Genomic DNA, 16,953 nt, shown 5'->3' with positions numbered 1-16,953 from the left:
GGGAAAAAGAAGGGCAGTCCCGGTTTAAATATTCTAGGAAAAAATATAGACTGCCCGTTCTTCTGAATCTTGCTATCTGGCTACTCTACCTGATGCGTCTCCGCCCATCAGCTTTTCAACTTCTGCTACCGTTACCAGATTAGCATCCCCTTTAATAGTATGTTTTAGACAAGAAGCCGCTACTGCGAAATCCAAGGCGTTTTGGTCATCCTCTGGGAATTTCAACAATCCGTAGATCAATCCGCCCATGAATGAGTCACCACCACCCACTCTGTCTACAATATCTGTGATTTGGTACTGACGAGTTTCGAATAGCTTGTTGCCATCGTACAATACACCAGCCCACGTGTTGTGCGAAGCAGATATACTTCCTCTCAAGGTTGTAATTACTTTCTTCGCTTTAGGGAATTTCTTCATCATCTGCTTACACACAGACAAGAAAGCTTCACCTTTCACATTATGACCTTCAGTCTGTACTGAGATGCCTTCTGGCTTGATGCCAAAGTGCATTTCAGCATCTTCTTCGTTGCCCAACACGATGTCGCAGTACGAAGTCAACTCAGTCATGATTTCTTCTCTTTTCTTGGCGTCGCAGTATTTCCAAAGCTTCGCTCTATAGTTCAAATCGGTAGAAACAGTTACACCCATTTCTGAAGCTACTTTTACAGCTTCCAGACAAGCGTCGGCTGCACTTTGAGAGATGGCCGGCGTGATACCTGTCCAGTGAAAGAAACCAGCTTCTTTGAAAACTTCTTTCCAATCTACCATGCCTGGCTCGATTTCGCACATAGCAGAATGTGCTCTGTCATATACTACTTTAGACCCTCTACTCACAGCACCAGTTTCCAAAAAGTAAATACCTAATCTATCGCCACCATAGATGATGTTGTCGGTATTGACACCTCTTTTTCTCATCTCCATCATGGCGCACTCGCCGATGTCATTCTTTGGTAGTCGTGTCACGAAGTCAACGTCCACACCATAGTTAGCCAATGAAACGGCTACGTTAGACTCGCCTCCTCCGTATACTACGTCGAAGTTGTTGGCCTGAGAAAATCTTAAAAATCCCTGTGGAGCCAATCTTAGCATGATTTCTCCGAATGTTACTACCTTTTTCATAATCGTATAATATTTTTAGCTTTTACCGTGTTCGTTAACGGAATCTTAGAAAAATAAATCCCTCAATTGAAGGATTTTTTATCCGTGTTCGTTAACGACGATTACAAATGTAGTATATTGCTGCTAATTACAAAATCAATCAATGATTTTTTTTATTATTGGCTTCGCATGAAACGAATTACGATTAAGGAAATAGCAAAAAAGGCAGGCGTATCCGTTGGGACGGTAGACCGAGTCTTACATAACCGAGGAGAAGTAGCAGAAAAAACCAAAAAATTGGTCAAGCAAATCGCCAAGGAGGGTAACTATTCTACCAATGTATTTGCTAGAAATTTGAAATTAAACAAAATACATCGTTTTGCCATTATACTTCCTCAAGACAATGAGTATTGGAAGACCCAGCGAGTAGGAATAGAATCTGCAGCTGCTGAGTATGCATCCCTAGGCGTGCAATTGGATTTCTATACTTTCGATCGTCAAAATCAAGATTCTTTTGTTACACAATCGGAGTTGGCACTTCAATCGGCGCCAGATGCTGTGGTGATGGCCCCGCTTCTGGAAAAAGAAGCCTCTGTTATTTGTAAACAAATGGATGAAGCCAAGACTCCTTATGTGTTTGTAGATTCAAACTTGGAGAGTGCTATGCCATTGGCATTTATAGGGCAGGACTCTATTCAAAGTGGATATCTTGCAGCAAAGCTGCTTAATATAGGTCACCCAGAAAACTGTCAATCCTTAATTATTAAGTTTCGTGATTATGATAGTATTAATAAGACAATCGACGAGCGAATTGAAGGGTTTAGGAAATATTATCAAGAAAAGGGATTGGACATCACTCAAATCAAAGAAGTTGAAATTGGGTTAGACGAGAAGGCCTTGAAGGAATGGTTAAGTGCTAGGAAGCAAAAAGAAGCCTTGATCTTTGTTCCAAACTCCAGGTCTCATCAAGTAGCGAAACAAGCGGCTTCTGTTTGGTCAGCCAGGTCTTATAGATTAATAGGTTATGATTTGGTGTCTAAAAATCTGGAGGGGTTGAATGATGGCCGAATAGAGTTTATTATACATCAAAACCCAAAAACACAAGGCGCTTTGAGTATCCAAACATTATACAAACATCTCATCCTAAATACTGCCGTAAGTGCTAAACAGTATATGCCGCTAGATATCTTGACCAAGGAGAATGTGGCTTTCGCTGACAATTAGTGGTAGGAACTAAGATAAAATAAAAGCTGTCATCATCAGATGACAGCTTTCTTTGCAATTAATCGACTGAATTTAATTCTTAGTTGTGTAGCACCCAGAAGTCATATACATAGACCTCACCATAGTTGCTAGGGTCATCTGTATCACTACCTTCTTTTTCAGGGTTGCTCTGCGTATAGTTTCCTATTTTGAAATAGGTTTGATCGTAATTGATGTCCATTACGTGATTGTTACTTCCATCTTTTACCAGATAGCTGGAAGCATTACCATTTTGATAAGCATTGGCTAGATTGCCATCTTCACTATAGTAGCAGTAGTGCTTACCATTGATGATTTCAAAAATCACTTCGTGCTGAGTACCTAACACATAATCATTTTTGATTGTCAGATCACTTCTCAACTTTCCTCCATTGAAACTAAGGAATAAATGAGAACCTTCTAATCTCAATACCATGGCATCATCAATGCCATCAGATTTGTTTCCATGGATTTGTGTGGCTACCAAATGATTCTTATTGATCGGCAAATGCGTAATGGCCTGTTTTGAGTACACCACGTGCTGCCCAGTGGTGGTCCAATAGATATCAGAGCTGCCATCCTCTTTTCTCTCTCTCAGTTCTGATCTAATATAACTGGAGTTCGGAGTAGATCCATTGTTGCTTCGGATAGGCACTTTGAAGACAATAGCATCTTTGTCATTGCTCACAAAGTAGTATTCATTATTGTCCTCACCACAAAGAGTCTTGTCTTCGCTTCCATCAGGGTAAGTGATCTTCCATTGGTTGCAATTGGCCATTAGGTCAGAAGGAATATTGGCAGTTCCTCCACCCCCTGATTCTTGAGGAGTCGCATTCAATGATGTAGCAGTAGATGTGTTGCCTGAAAGATCATAAGCAGTGGCGGTAAAGGTGTAACTTGTTCCATTGGTTAACCCTCTAATGGTAGTGCTGCTGCCTGTACTAGTGGTGTTGCCTCCAGAATAAGAGATGCTCACGTGATCAAAATCACTGTCTGAAGGGTTCGTCCAGGATAGACTCACCTGGCCATCTCCTGCTGTAGCACTGAGACCAGAAATAGGACCTGGTGGTGTAGTATCTCCACTTCCACTACCACTGGATCCCCAGATTTCAGCTTCGGTTACACTGTTCCATGTATTGCTGGAATTTCCAAATCCGGTAATTCTCACATAACGTGCATTTACAGCTTCGAAACTATATGTTTCGAGGTCGTTTGTGCTTCCACTACTTCCAGCACTTTGTGCATTGTATACGTCCGTAAGTGAGGAAGTACTATTCCCAGCTCTAATCTTAAAATATGAACTTCGCTGATTTCCTTTGAACCATGCGATTTTCATGCTACTTACACTTTTGATAGCACCCAGGTCATAAGTGATGTATTGTCCTGATCCTTTGGCTGACCATCTCGTGCCTAAATCTCCGTCCAACGTATTGGCAGGAACGTTGCCATCATTTGCGCTGGCCGACACAGACGATATACTTAATTTTCCGTTTTCTTCATTTTCTCCTCCGGAACCACCAGAACCACCAGATCCGCTGCCTTCTATTATAGTAAAGTCATCGAATCTACCTGTTCCGCCATTATATTTTCCATAAATGGTAATGGACGAATGGCTACCTGAGTTAAATGAAACAGATACTTGAGTCCAATCATCGTAATCGCCTCCATCATTGAAGTCATTGCTGCCGACGATGACTCCAATCGATCCTTTGTCTAATACATAGGCACTTAGGATGTAGTTGGTATTTGGTGAAACAGAAACGGTTTGTTCTACCTTTCCACCCGATCCGCTAATTTTTGCAGATTTCGATCCAGAATTAGAATCACTGGAAGTAGCAGAAGGATCAGTGTCGACCCATCCAGACCAACTGCTTTCAAATCCTGGGTTGGTTAAGCTGACTTCATCGCCTGCTGCCATTTTTACATTTTCAATGTTAGTTGGATTAGTCTTCAGGTCTTCCTCCTGACACCCACTGATCCAAACGACTGATAGTGCTAAAAAAGAAGTTAAACCTCTCATACATAGCTTGTTAAACGTGTTTTTCATTTTGTTTTAGTTAGTGAATAAATGTTTCGGTTGGTTACCATTAGTCGATTAATAATTGGTGAACCAATTACGAATAAGGCTATTTAAATGAGGTAAACCAACTCAGACTTGAAATATGTACTGGTTGACCAGTGCATGAATTCGGCTATTGTACCAGTGGTAAAAAATGAGATATTGTGGGTGCAATAAAACAAAAAAGCCTATTGAATGAACTTATTCGATGATTTATGATTGATTTTCGAAAATATTTTCCCTGTGTTTTAGCAGGTTTTTTCATGTAATGTTTTGCATTTAAAATTATTTGTTATAAATTGGTCGACCAATCATCAATGATTTGAATATATAAAATGGAATTACTTAAGAATTTTAGTCAGATAGTAATTGAAACGCCGGTTGATAAGATCATTAACCAAATCAAGCAACTTATCACTTCTGGTCAATTGAAACCAGGCGACAAGCTCCCTTCAGAAAGAAAACTGTGTGATGCTTTGGGTGTTGGGCGAACACATTTAAGAGATGCAATTAAAAAACTTGAATTCTATGGGATTCTAAAAACACTTCCTCAGAGTGGAACAGTTGTAGCCGGAATGGGCATCACGGCCTTGGAAGGTTTGATTTCTGATGTCTTGAAACTGGAAGGTGATGATTTTAATTCACTGGTAGAAACCAGAGTGATTCTAGAAGTAAATAGTGGTGTGTTGGCAGCTGAGCGAAGAACCGGCAATGACATAAGAGAAATCGAAAAAGCACTCTTTGCTCACAGAGCTAAAATTGAACAGGCAGATCACGCAGTAGAGGAAGATTTGATGTTTCATCTCAAAATAGCTGAAGCTAGCAAAAATTCTGTTCTTAAATCATTGATGTTGATTATCACCCCAGATATTCTTTCTTATTTCAAGCAACACGATGTGTGCGGTGATGGAAGATCAAATAAGGCGGTGGAACAACATGAAAGAATATTGGAAGCAATAAAAAATCAGGATAAAGAGACTGTAGCCAAGGAAATGCGAGGGCATTTGGTGGATATTCTTGATTATTCTAAAACGATACAAGTAGAACAATTATATAACACTAAAAACGAAGAACTTAATGAAGGACTGACAGGAACTTAAAAAAAGAATGGATTAACCAAGGGTCAACCCATTCACAAGCGGGATCGATCTATCAATGTTGAAATATCAATTTGGCCATCGGTATTTCATTGAAGAGATCAATTGCTGATCCAAAGATAACCAATTACTGTAATTCTACAGGAAAGGTGCGTCTTTTTTACCTACCCGCATCAGCAAATACTATTTACTAAGTGTGAACAAAATCATTTAAAATGAAAAACATTTTACTATTATCTAAACGCTACCAAAAGCTGAATTTGACGCTTTTGTTGCTAGTGTTGAATGTGATGATAATAACTCCGGTATTCGCTCAAAATATCAAAGTTTCAGGGGTAGTTAACTCTGAAGAAAATGAGCCATTACCAGGTGTTACGATCCTCGTGCAAGGAACTACTAACGGAACAGTTACGGATATCGACGGAAAATATGCAATGGAAGTAGCTTCTGATGCTGTATTGGACTTTTCTTTTATAGGATACTTGAAACAAAGTGTAACTGTAGGTGGCAGATCCACAATAGACGTTTCAATGGCTCCGGATATAGAGCAACTCGAAGAAGTTGTTGTTATCGGTTATGGTACTCAGAAGAAGTCTCATTTGACTGGGGCTATTGCAAAAGTAGAAAACACTAACATTGATCAGATACCTACATCAAGGGCAGATCAGGCCATGGTCGGACGTGTGGCTGGTATGAATGTTCAAGCTACTAGCCCTGATGGAGTAGGTGGAGCACCAACCATTCAAATTAGAGGAGTAGGGTCTATTACAGGTGGATCTGGTCCTTTGCTTGTAATCGATGGTGTCGCTGTAGATTCAGAATTCTGGTCAAACATTGACATGAACGATGTGGAGTCTATAGAAGTATTGAAAGATGCAGCTTCTGCTGCGATTTTTGGTTCAAGAGGTGCAAATGGTGTGGTAATGATCACAACTAAATCTGGAGAATCAGGTAAGACGAAATTTTCTTATAATGGATTCTACGGATGGCAAGATGTTCAGAACAACCCTGATTACAATACCTCTGTAGCTGACGGAATGGCTGCTGAAAGAGCGGCTAATGGGGAACTTTCAGATCGTTCTAGATATAAAGAGTTGATTGGTGTAGATAACAACTGGCAAGATATCATCTTTGATGGAGGAAATACACAGAGTCACACCATCAGTGCACGTGGAGGAAATGAATCCACTACTTTCAGCACAGCCATGACATATGCTCATGATGAAGGTGTTTTGTTGACTGATAATTTTAAGAAGTATAATTTCAAGGCTAAGGTAGACACTAAAGTGAATGATGATTTGTCTTTTGGTGTAAGCTTGAACCCGTCTTATACTGAAAGAAGAAGATTCGACGGATCTACTCATGACATATTGAGACAGACGCCATGGTTGCCTGTTTATCATGATGAAAATACGATTCAGTATGTAGATAGAAATACGTACCCTGATGTTCAAATCGGTGATTATGCGGTGCAACGCCATTTTGACAACTATGATTTGGATGGTGACGGTACTTTGATTGACATCAGTAACACGTCAAATACCAATCCAGCTGCGAAGGTTTTGGAGAGAAATAGAACAGATCTCCAATTTAAGATGTTTGGTAAGTTTTATACCAAATACAAGATCACCGATGACTTGTCAATACAAGCTGCTATTTCTGGAGATTATCAAAATACAGAAAGAAAGAGATACCAAGGTGTATTGTCTAATAGAAATGGAGCATCTGCTGCTTCATTGACTATCAACAATGAGAACAAAATTCACGTGGTAGGTCAAACATTTGTCAACTACTCAAAATCTTTCGGCTCTCATGATATTTCTGGTACTGCCGGTGTGGTAGGAGAAACATTTAAGGAAAGATACACAGACGTTGCTGGAACAGGTTACGAATTTGATTATGTACCTACTTTGGATGCAGCATCAACTGCTTCTTCTTGGGGTTCTAGAGAAAGAGAAAAAAGATTGCTTTCATTTATTGGACGTGTGAACTACTCTTTTGCAGATAAATATTTGGCATCTGTTAGTTTGAGAAGAGACGGTAGTTCAGTATTTGGTTCGGAAACTAAGTATGGTAACTTTCCTGCTGCTTCTGTGGGATGGAGAATATCAGAAGAAGCATTTCTTGCAGGTTCTAGTGTACTTAGTAACTTGAAAATTAGAGCCAGTTATGGTGTGACAGGAAATGATCAGATTTCTACAGGAAATAGATTAAATGATTGGTATTCTCATACTGCATTGTTGAGTTCAAGGACTGCAGTTGTTGGTGGTGGCGTTGCTACAGGATTTAATCCACAAAATATCGCTAACCCTGAGTTAGGATGGGAAAGGTCAATTGAAATAAATCCTGGAATAGATTTCGGATTCTTGGAAAATAGAATTTCTGGTTCCGTAGATGTTTATAGACGTACTAGTGACGATTTGCTTTTGAATGTTGATATCTCAGGTGTTACCGGATTTAACAATGCTTTGGTAAACATTGGAGAAGTTAGGAACGAAGGTATTGAAGTAGAATTAAGAACTACGAACATTAGGACTGAAAAATTCAAGTGGTCGACCACTGTTTTGGCTTCTAAAAACAAAAATACTTTGACGGACTTTGCTGATTCTGACGGCTTAATCCAAAGTGTGGACTCAAAAAGGGCAGCTGAATGGATTAGCTCAGTAGGAAATCCAATCTCTTCTTTTTATGGATATGTTGTCGATAGACAAATTGATAAAGAACATTTGAATGATGCTTATCACCCAATTGGCGGACAAGCCCAAGATGTTTATGTGAGAGATTTAAATGGTGATGGTGTGATCGATGATAGTGATAAAACTATATTAGGAAACCCATATCCTGATTTCATTTGGAGTATTACCAATACAGTTACTTTTGGCAATTTTGATTTGTCTTTCATGTTCCAGGGTAGTCATGGAGCTGAGGTGAGAAATATGGGTGACCAATATTTGTACAATCACTTCAACAGCCAGCAAGATTTTGATCCAGCTTTGACTCCAGATCAACAGTTTATTCAGCAGAAGATTTTCACCAATTCAATCGTTCAAGATGCTTCATATGTGGCACTTAGAAACGTAAACTTGGGTTACAACTTGCCAGCGGCGTGGGCTTCGAAAGTAGGCATGACCAATGCAAGGCTTTATGTAAGTGGGTCTAATCTGATGTACCTCAAGGCTAGTGATTACACAGGTTTCAATCCTGAATCATTGACCACTACTTCTCCTACAACTTATGGATATCAACGTGCTGGTGCACCGATTCCTAGATCTGTTGTGGTAGGGGTAATCATTGAATTTTAATCAGGGTGATCATGAATATAAAAGATAATACTATGAAAAATTTAAGAATCATAGCGCTGTTTGTACTTGCGATACACCTTATCGCTTGTGAAGACAATTTTTTGTCTCCAGCGCCTACTTCAGCGATTAGTGCTGATGCTTTCTATCAAAATGATACCGAGATAGAAGCCGGTGTAATCGCCATGTATGATGGTATACAGGGAATCAATTCTACCACTACTACCGATTTACACGGTATTCAGGTCGAGTTTTACCTGACTGAAATGAGAAGTGATAATACCAAAACTAAAAGTAGTGAAGGTGAAACGGCTCAATTCGAAAGTTTCGCTGTTGAAGCGACCAATGGTATAGTAGCAGATTACTATGCAAGTATGTATAATGTGATTTTCAGAGCTAATACTGTTTTAGCTAATATTGGGAATGCTTCTGCAGCTAGAGCTGGACAATTCGAAGGTGAGGCTAAATTTGTTAGAGCTTATGCTTATTTTAATCTTGTAAGATTATTTGGAGATATTCCTTTGGCTACTGAGGTGATTCAGCCGTCAGATCAAGAGACTGCATTTACTAAAGTTCCAACAGCAGACGTTTATGCAGTAATCGTGAGCGACTTGGAAACTGCTGCAGCAAATTTAGACAATACATATAAAAACAGAGCTTCTCAAGCGGCCGCTCAGGCACTATTAGCTAAGGTTCATTTGACCTTGGGCAACTATAGTACAGCACAGACGCTTTGTGAAAGTATCATGTCAAGTGCAGCGTTTGATTTAGTATCAGACTTTAATGAATTGTTTTATTCAGAAAACAATGATGAAGTAATCTTTGCTATTGGATACGATTCTGATAATGGTAATGACAGTCAAAATTTCTCTGCAGAATGGCTAAACGCAGTGGGAAGAACGAGTGGAGTTAACTATGTAACTGATGAAGCCAAAGCAGCGCTTACTGCTTTGGGTGGTACCATGAGAGCCACTTATTCAATGAGAATAGATGCATTGCAACCCGTTCATTCACAAGTAGTTAAATATCTTCCAAATGGAGATGAAAATTTAGGAATTGATCCTGTATCAAGTGATCCTACTTTAGCTGGAAATGATTGGATCGTTTTAAGATATGCGGACGTATTGTTGATGCACGTAGAGTCTTTACTTGCAGGAGCTGACGGGCCTATTTCTAACGCAGCAGCTTTAGCATCTTTCCAAGAAGTAAGAGATCGAGCGGGTCTTACTACTTTGGTAAGTAGTATTACCAAGCAGGATTTAGCTGACGAAAGAAGAGTTGAGTTGGCTTTCGAAAATCATAGATTGTTTGATTTAATCAGATTAGGGTTAGCTGAAAGTACATTAGGAGCATTTGCTACTGATAATGGATTCAATTTTTCAGCTAATGATCTATTGCTTCCTTTTCCTCAAAGAGAAATCAACTTGAGTAAAGGATTGTTGAGTCAAAACCCTGGATACTAAAATTGAAATCAATGACAAAAAATATAAAAACAAGTAAGTTCATCAAAGTGATGAACTTACTAGCTGGATTTTCATTAATCGTCAGTACTGTATTTTTCACAGCATGTGAGAAGGATACGTTGCCTGCCGCAGGGTCTATAGCGGATACTACACCTCCGAAGGCAGCTTTTAGTTATAGCTCAGACCCAGAGGATCAAAAGAAAATTGTATTCACTAATCAGTCCGAAAGTGCTACCGATTTTAGCTGGGAATTTGGTGACGGTAATACTTCTGATGAAGAAAATCCATCGAATACATATGGAGCTTTTGGTAATTACGATGTTACCATATACGCCATGGATAAACTGGGTGTCGAGTCAGATACAACTATTACAATTTCAGTTGTAGAAGGGCCTTATCAACCAGTATTGAAAGAGTCAGGTTTTGAAGGTGACGGAGAAACTGGAGATGGAAGAGATCCATGGAGATCTAAGTCCTGGACAGAGTCAGGAAATTCCTGGCCAGATGAGAATTCTGTTTTTGGAATATCAGGTAGTCCAGTGAGTTTTGGAAATCAGGCTGCTAAGTTGGAATCTCAGCCAGACAATCCTCGTCAAGGATACCAGGAGTTCGTCGTAGAAGCAGATCAAAACTATGATCTAAGCTTCTGGTATACGATGAAGGACGATTCTTCCGACCCATGGGCAATTGTTGCTATTGTTGGTGTTACTGAAAATGGTCCAATTAGCAGTGCAGTAGAAGCCAAAGCAGGAATTATTGCATCTGTAACGATCAATGATACTTCTGATCCTGAAACTTATGTTCAGCAGAGGTTAGCATTCAATTCAGGTGATAATACTACTGTGGCGATTTACTTCTATAACGATGGAAATGTTGAGACAAGATTAGACGAATTCTCCATTGATATTGCACCTGACGGCGCTATTCCACCGTCAGTGTCATTCTCTATGGAACAGAGCGATGTCAACTATTTGTCTTATACTTTTACTAATACTTCTGTTGATGCCACTTCTTATGAGTGGGATTTTGGTGATGGAAATATGTCGACGGAAGCGTCTCCTACGCATGTATATGCTGAAGCTGGCAATTATGAAGTGAGTTTAACTGGTAAAAATGATGCAGGTCTTTCTGCTGATTTTTCAATCACTTTTGACCTACATGCACCAACCACATCTGCATTTTCATATGCTGAAGGTGCCGATATTTTCACCATTGATTTTACTGATGAATCCGTTACTGCAGCGAGTGTTGTTTGGGATTTTGGAGATGGTTTCCAATATTCTACTACTGACGCAAACGCTACTGTAACTCATATATATAGTGGAGGACCTGGGTTCTATACGGTTAAGCTTACGGCTATTAGTAGCACAGGATTTGAGAGCGAAAAAACAGAGACTTTGGCAATTGGTGTGCCAAAAGTATTGGGTGGAGATTTTGAAAACACTGACACTGGTGACGACAGAGATTACTGGAGAGTCAATTCTTATGGAGGTGGCGAAATTTCAGGAACTACACCATATAGCGATAGTGCAGATGGAGCATTCGAAACTTACGACGGAACCGATACGGATTCCAAAACCAGAGGTGCTAAAATCGATGGGTCTAAGTGTGCTAATGCGGATGGGTCAACTCCGGATACTGATACCAGATATTCCTATCAGGAGATGGATCTTAGCCCTGGCGTAGAGTATTACCTCGAGTTTTCTTACAACAATGCCGATGGTACTGTAGTAGCAGGTGAAATATTGGATGGCCACTTTGCAGATGGATCCGATGCCTACGCAGCTTCTTTAGATGGCTCTAGTTTAGTTGAAATCCAAGGTACAGTATCCAATGGTGAGACAAGTGGTGGTTCTGATAGCCCTCAGTGGAGAACTATTAGAGGCAAATTCACTGCCCCTGGAAGTGGAGAAGTATCTATTTGGATGTGGGCGCACGGTGGTAAGTCTTTTTATGATAATATCAAGATTCTACCAGCTTCTATTGTAGAGGCAAATTAAAATAAACAATATATATACACCCTGGATTTACCAGGGTGTATATTTTTTCAGTTAATGAGGTCTGAAAACATAAAGACTTACAATCATAAGGATAGGCAGCGTGAGCTGGCTCCTAACTAAACAAAAGAATGAAAGAATTGAAGAATACACAGTTCATTAACCCAGTGACCTTAAGTCTGCTTATGTCATTATGGATGTTTGGTACATCGTGCGGATATGAGACGAAAACTGTTGGTACAGTGAGTAGTGCAGAGGAGTTGAAAACCAAATTGACTATGGCTAACCCTGGTGATACGATAAGATTGGCCAATGGTGAATGGAAAGATGCTGAACTCGTCATCAAAGCCCAAGGAACTGTCGAAGCACCAATAGTAGTTATGGCCGAAACACTAGGAGGGGTACAATTGACTGGAGCTTCAAATCTGAAAATGGCAGGCGAGTATGTAGTTGTAAGTGGTTTACACTTTACTAATGGATACACTCCTACCGCAGAAGTGATTTCATTCAAAATCAAAAAGAATGATTTGGCTAACAACTGTAGAATAACTGAAACATTAGTGGATAATTATTCCAATCCAGAGCGACATGAAAGCGACTACTGGGTAGGAATGTATGGAAAAAACAACCGATTCGATCACAATGCCCTAGTAGGCAAAGGCAACAAAGGGGTGACCATGGCTGTGAGGCTCAACTCTAAAGAGAGTTTGGAAAATGGACATTTGATCGATCATAATTACTTTGGCCCTAGGGAAAATTTAGGTGCCAATGGTGGAGAGACCCTAAGGATTGGTACGAGCCATTACTCTCTATCATTTTCAAACACACAAGTGATCAATAATTACTTCGATCGCTGCGATGGTGAGCATGAAATCATCTCAAACAAATCATGTGGAAATTTATTCAAAGGCAATGTGTTCGACGAATGTGTTGGCACCTTGACCTTCAGACATGGCAATGACAATATTGCAGAAAGCAATGCCTTCTTTGGCAATGGCAAACCACATACTGGTGGTATTCGGGTGATCAATGAAAGACAAACTGTAGTAAATAACTATGGTTATGGCCTGACAGGTCATAGGTTTCGAGGTGCTATGGTTGTGATGAATGGCGTGCCCAATTCTCCAATTAATAGGTACAACCAGGTGATCGATTCCAAGATTAACAACAATACCTTTATCAATTGTGACTATGTGCAGCTATGCGCAGGGAGCGATGAAGAAAGAAGCGCCATCCCTCAAGGCACTTCAATATCTAATAATATATTTTGGAATGAATCAAAATCAGATGTCTTTACGGCATATGATGATATCTCAGGTATTTCTTTCGATGGCAATGTATTAAGCCCCAATATTGTTCCTATTAGCAATAATGGATTTGAAGCGATTGATTCTGAAGTTGTAGAAAGTGAAAATGGAATATTTGGCTTGAAGAATAATGCCATTACAGCTGGTATCACGGATGACTTTTCTGTGGTTTCTAAAGAAGGTACGGGACCTACCTGGTATACTAAACCTTCAATTGGAAAAACTTTTGGTTATGGAAGAGCGATAAATGTGGAAGCCGGCTCTGATCTATTTGATGTAATGAAAAATGCGAAAGCAGGTGATGTATATACATTGGCTGGCGGAGAGTATTTGTTAGAAAAGAAGGTTCCATTGAGTGTACCTGTAACTATTCAATCTACAGAAGGTGCTATAGTTAGGTTCGAAAAATCAAACCTATTCGTGATAGAAAATGGAGGAGCACTTCAAATGGATGGTCTCGTGATTGATGGTGCAGAATGTCCTGATTATGCGGGCAATGCTGTGGTGTCTACCAGTAGGTATTCTATGAATAGAAACTACAAGTTATTCATCAACAATTGTGAGTTTAGAGATCTTGATGTGAATCATTCCTTCAATATCTTGAAGGTCTATAAGAACACTTTTGCAGACAGTATCATGATTGAAAACTCTAAGTTTAGTGATGTAAGTGGAACTATTCTGGAGCTTAATCAAGAGTCTGATGATATCGGTATTTACAACGCTGAGTTCGTCATCTTAAATAATAATTCATTTAAGAATATTGGAAAAGAAATCGTGAATCTACACCGAGGTGGAAGTGACGAAAGCACCTTTGGTCCACTATTATACATCGATCACTGTTCATTTGAAAAGGTGGGTTATGGACCAAAGAACAAGGAGGGTAAGGCATTCACTCTACATGGGGTACAAAAGACTATGATTTCGAATTCTGTATTCGATGACATCAAGACTTTCGATATTTTCCATACTGTTGGAGAACCTATTACTAAAATATCTGATTGCAATATTGACCAGTCTAAGCTTATCATTAGCGATAAGACGGCAACATTGTCTAACCTCAAATTGGCGAAGAATGCCAATGGAAACGATGGCGTAAAACTCGGATCATCGCTATGAAGATAAAGTTTTGTTATATCAGTATAGGTTTTAGTGTAGCTGTTGTTCTGTCACTTTTCTCATGTGTTGGAGGAGTTGAGTCTACAGAACAACAGTTCCTATCTGATGAGCATCCAAGCTTAGTACTTACATCAGGAGGAGTTGCTGAAATAAAATCTAATCTCGGTCGTGTGCCACTCTTTGACCAAACACTTAAAGCGGTCATCAAAGAAGTAGATGCTGAAATTGCTAATGGAATAGAAGTCCCTATTCCTAAAGATTTGGCAGGAGGCTATACACATGAAAGGCATAAGTCAAACTTCTTCATTATCCAAAAGGCAGGTGTCTTGTTTCAGATTACAGGAGATGAAAAGTATGCAGTATATGTAAGAGATATGTTTTTGGCTTATGCGAAATTGTGGCCAACCATAGGAAAGCATCCTGCAGAGCGCTCTTATGCAAGAGGTAGGATCTTTTGGCAATGTTTGAATGATGCGAATTGGTTGGTATATGCTAGTCAAGGATATGATTGTATCTACGATTGGTTGGATGAATCGACTAGAGAAAAATTAAACAAAGAACTTTTTCGCCCTTATGCTGAATATATTTCAATTGAGAATCCACAATTCTTTAATAGAATCCACAATCACAGTACTTGGGGTAATGCCGCTGTTGGTATGATCGGGTTGGTCATGGACGATGAGGAACTGATCAACTGGGCACTCAATGGATTGGATATTAAAGTGCCTGGAGATATTGTCAAGGATAATGATGGGGGAGATATACAACTTGAAGGGCAAAAGGAAGCAGGGTTTCTAGCTCAGATTGATCACTCTTTTTCACCTGATGGATACTATACTGAGGGGCCTTACTATCAGCGATACGCCATGTATCCGTTCTTGATTTTTGCGCAGGCTTTGGCCAATAAAAAACCAGAAATAGGGATATTAGATTATCGAGAGGGTCTGCTCATAAAAGCTATTTATGCGTTGATCAACCAGACTAATGCAGCAGGGGAGTTTTTCCCTATCAACGATTCGCAAAAAGGGATGTCCCTGGCTTCAAGAGAACTCGTGCATGCTGTGAGCATGGCCTATGCTCTTGGGGGGAAAGATGCAGGACTACTATCGATCGTTGAACACCAAGGACGAGTGCCATTGAACAATGCAGGCATGGCGGCGGCTAAAGGAGTGGCTGATGGCAAAGCTCAAAAGTTTGAATACAAAAGTGTCGAGTTGTCTGATGGCGCTAATGGAGATGAAGGTGCGATAGGAATTATCCGAGCCCAAGATGTGACTTTAGTAATGAAATACGCTAAGCATGGCATGGGGCATGGACATTTCGATCGTTTAGGTTTTTTGCTATATGATCAAACAGGAGAAGTTATTCAGGATTATGGCGCAGCTCGTTGGGTAAATATCGAGCACAAAGATGGTGGTGGATATTTGAAAGAAAATCACAGTTGGGCCAAAGAGACGGTGGCTCATAATACACTGGTTGTTGACAAAGACTCACATTTTGATGGAAAAGTAAAACCAGCAGATAAGACTTCTGGTACACCTTATTATTTTTCAGGAGGCGATTCAGTTCAGATCGTTAGTGCTAAGGAAATGAATGCCTATGATAAAGTGGGCATGCAAAGAACCATGTCGGTGATCAATATTGGAGAGTTAGAAAAACCACTTGTCATTGATTTGTTTTCGGTACAAGCTCCAGAAGGCACCAGATATGATTTGCCTCTATACTATTTGGGGGAGTTTATGTCTTCCAATCAAAAGTTTCAAATGCATAATGACCTTGCTCCAATGGGAACTAATGATGGTTATCAGCACTTGTGGGCTGAAGGCCAGACTATGCTCGAAGAAGATATATTTAGTATGACCTGGTTTAATAGTAAGAGATTTTATACAGTTACGTCTGTTGTTGAGTCTGGAGATGAAATGATCTTAACGAGAATTGGAGCCAACGATCCGAATTTTAATCTTCGAAGAGACCCGGGACTTATACATCGAAGAAAAGGCGGCAATACACTCTTTGCGAGCCTTTATGAAATACATGGAAATTATGATTACGCATCAGAACGTCCAATAAACTCATTTACTTCTATTGCCAGTTTGGAAGTGCTACACCAATCAGAAGCTTATGCAATTGTTGGTTTTGAACTCAAAACTGGAGAGCGATATCACTTTGCTTTTTCATTATCTGATGATGATGAAGGGGGTAGACATGCTGTAGAAACATCTAACGGTCAGTTAGAATGGAATGGAATTTACGATTTAAAAAAATATTAAGTAGG

General features: G+C 39.8%; 9 protein-coding genes. 7 read left to right on the top strand and 2 right to left on the bottom strand.

The genetic code is table 11. The features are described 5' to 3' along the window. Positions 1 to 72: 72 nt before the first annotated feature. Entirely contained in the window at positions 73 to 1,119 is a 1,047-nt protein-coding gene (locus tag ACOQO5_RS06580; protein ID WP_420580896.1) for a PfkB family carbohydrate kinase, read from the bottom strand. A gap of 168 nt (positions 1,120 to 1,287) precedes the next feature. Here ACOQO5_RS06580 and ACOQO5_RS06575 point away from each other — a divergent pair, with 168 nt between their 5' ends. Beyond that, a complete protein-coding gene (locus ACOQO5_RS06575) occupies positions 1,288 to 2,322 on the top strand; it encodes a LacI family DNA-binding transcriptional regulator (RefSeq protein WP_420580895.1) in 1,035 nt (344 codons plus the stop codon). A 79-nt stretch (positions 2,323 to 2,401) separates the two neighbouring features. Here ACOQO5_RS06575 and ACOQO5_RS06570 read toward each other — a convergent pair whose 3' ends face one another. Further along, a complete protein-coding gene (locus ACOQO5_RS06570) occupies positions 2,402 to 4,387 on the bottom strand; it encodes a polysaccharide lyase family 7 protein (RefSeq protein ID WP_420580894.1) in 1,986 nt (661 codons plus the stop codon). Positions 4,388 to 4,734: 347 nt separating this feature from the next. Here ACOQO5_RS06570 and ACOQO5_RS06565 point away from each other — a divergent pair, with 347 nt between their 5' ends. The 6 genes from ACOQO5_RS06565 (at position 4,735) to ACOQO5_RS06540 (ending at position 16,948) form a co-directional block, all read left to right on the top strand. Then, positions 4,735 to 5,499, top strand: coding sequence for a FadR/GntR family transcriptional regulator (locus ACOQO5_RS06565; protein ID WP_420580893.1), 765 nt, complete (start codon positions 4,735 to 4,737; stop codon positions 5,497 to 5,499). Positions 5,500 to 5,711: 212 nt separating this feature from the next. Next, the gene (locus ACOQO5_RS06560; RefSeq protein WP_420580892.1) at positions 5,712 to 8,798 is read left to right on the top strand and encodes a SusC/RagA family TonB-linked outer membrane protein; all 3,087 of its coding nucleotides are present in this window, start codon (positions 5,712 to 5,714) and stop codon (positions 8,796 to 8,798) included. A gap of 32 nt (positions 8,799 to 8,830) precedes the next feature. After that, positions 8,831 to 10,258: a RagB/SusD family nutrient uptake outer membrane protein gene (locus ACOQO5_RS06555; protein WP_420580891.1), complete on the top strand. Its 1,428-nt coding sequence runs from the start codon at positions 8,831 to 8,833 to the stop codon at positions 10,256 to 10,258. Positions 10,259 to 10,269: 11 nt separating this feature from the next. Continuing rightward, positions 10,270 to 12,258, top strand: a complete 1,989-nt coding sequence (locus tag ACOQO5_RS06550) for a PKD domain-containing protein (protein WP_420580890.1) — start codon at positions 10,270 to 10,272, stop codon at positions 12,256 to 12,258. A 128-nt stretch (positions 12,259 to 12,386) separates the two neighbouring features. After that, positions 12,387 to 14,678 (top strand): polysaccharide lyase 6 family protein, encoded by a 2,292-nt coding sequence (locus tag ACOQO5_RS06545; RefSeq protein WP_420580889.1) that lies wholly within the window; start codon positions 12,387 to 12,389, stop codon positions 14,676 to 14,678. Next, positions 14,675 to 16,948 (top strand): heparinase II/III domain-containing protein, encoded by a 2,274-nt coding sequence (locus tag ACOQO5_RS06540; RefSeq protein WP_420580888.1) that lies wholly within the window; start codon positions 14,675 to 14,677, stop codon positions 16,946 to 16,948. The genes ACOQO5_RS06545 and ACOQO5_RS06540 overlap by 4 nt, the downstream gene beginning before the upstream one ends. The last annotated feature ends 5 nt before the right edge of the window (positions 16,949 to 16,953 follow it).

Origin of the sequence: Reichenbachiella sp., from assembly GCF_965223055.1 — a bacterium.
In the GTDB taxonomy this organism is placed as follows: domain Bacteria; phylum Bacteroidota; class Bacteroidia; order Cytophagales; family Cyclobacteriaceae; genus Reichenbachiella.
Note: the sequence above shows the minus strand (reverse complement) of the source record. Positions and strands in the feature narration are given on the sequence as shown.

Excerpts from the sequence above, each read along its gene's own strand:
- ACOQO5_RS06580 (WP_420580896.1), bottom strand. The coding sequence starts at position 1,119 with ATGAAAAAGGTAGTAACATTCGGAGAAATCATGCTAAGATTGGCTCCA.
- ACOQO5_RS06575 (WP_420580895.1), top strand. The coding sequence starts at position 1,288 with ATGAAACGAATTACGATTAAGGAAATAGCAAAAAAGGCAGGCGTATCC.
- ACOQO5_RS06570 (WP_420580894.1), bottom strand. The coding sequence starts at position 4,387 with ATGAAAAACACGTTTAACAAGCTATGTATGAGAGGTTTAACTTCTTTT.
- ACOQO5_RS06565 (WP_420580893.1), top strand. The coding sequence starts at position 4,735 with ATGGAATTACTTAAGAATTTTAGTCAGATAGTAATTGAAACGCCGGTT.
- ACOQO5_RS06560 (WP_420580892.1), top strand. The coding sequence starts at position 5,712 with ATGAAAAACATTTTACTATTATCTAAACGCTACCAAAAGCTGAATTTG.
- ACOQO5_RS06555 (WP_420580891.1), top strand. The coding sequence starts at position 8,831 with ATGAAAAATTTAAGAATCATAGCGCTGTTTGTACTTGCGATACACCTT.
- ACOQO5_RS06550 (WP_420580890.1), top strand. The coding sequence starts at position 10,270 with ATGACAAAAAATATAAAAACAAGTAAGTTCATCAAAGTGATGAACTTA.
- ACOQO5_RS06545 (WP_420580889.1), top strand. The coding sequence starts at position 12,387 with ATGAAAGAATTGAAGAATACACAGTTCATTAACCCAGTGACCTTAAGT.
- ACOQO5_RS06540 (WP_420580888.1), top strand. The coding sequence starts at position 14,675 with ATGAAGATAAAGTTTTGTTATATCAGTATAGGTTTTAGTGTAGCTGTT.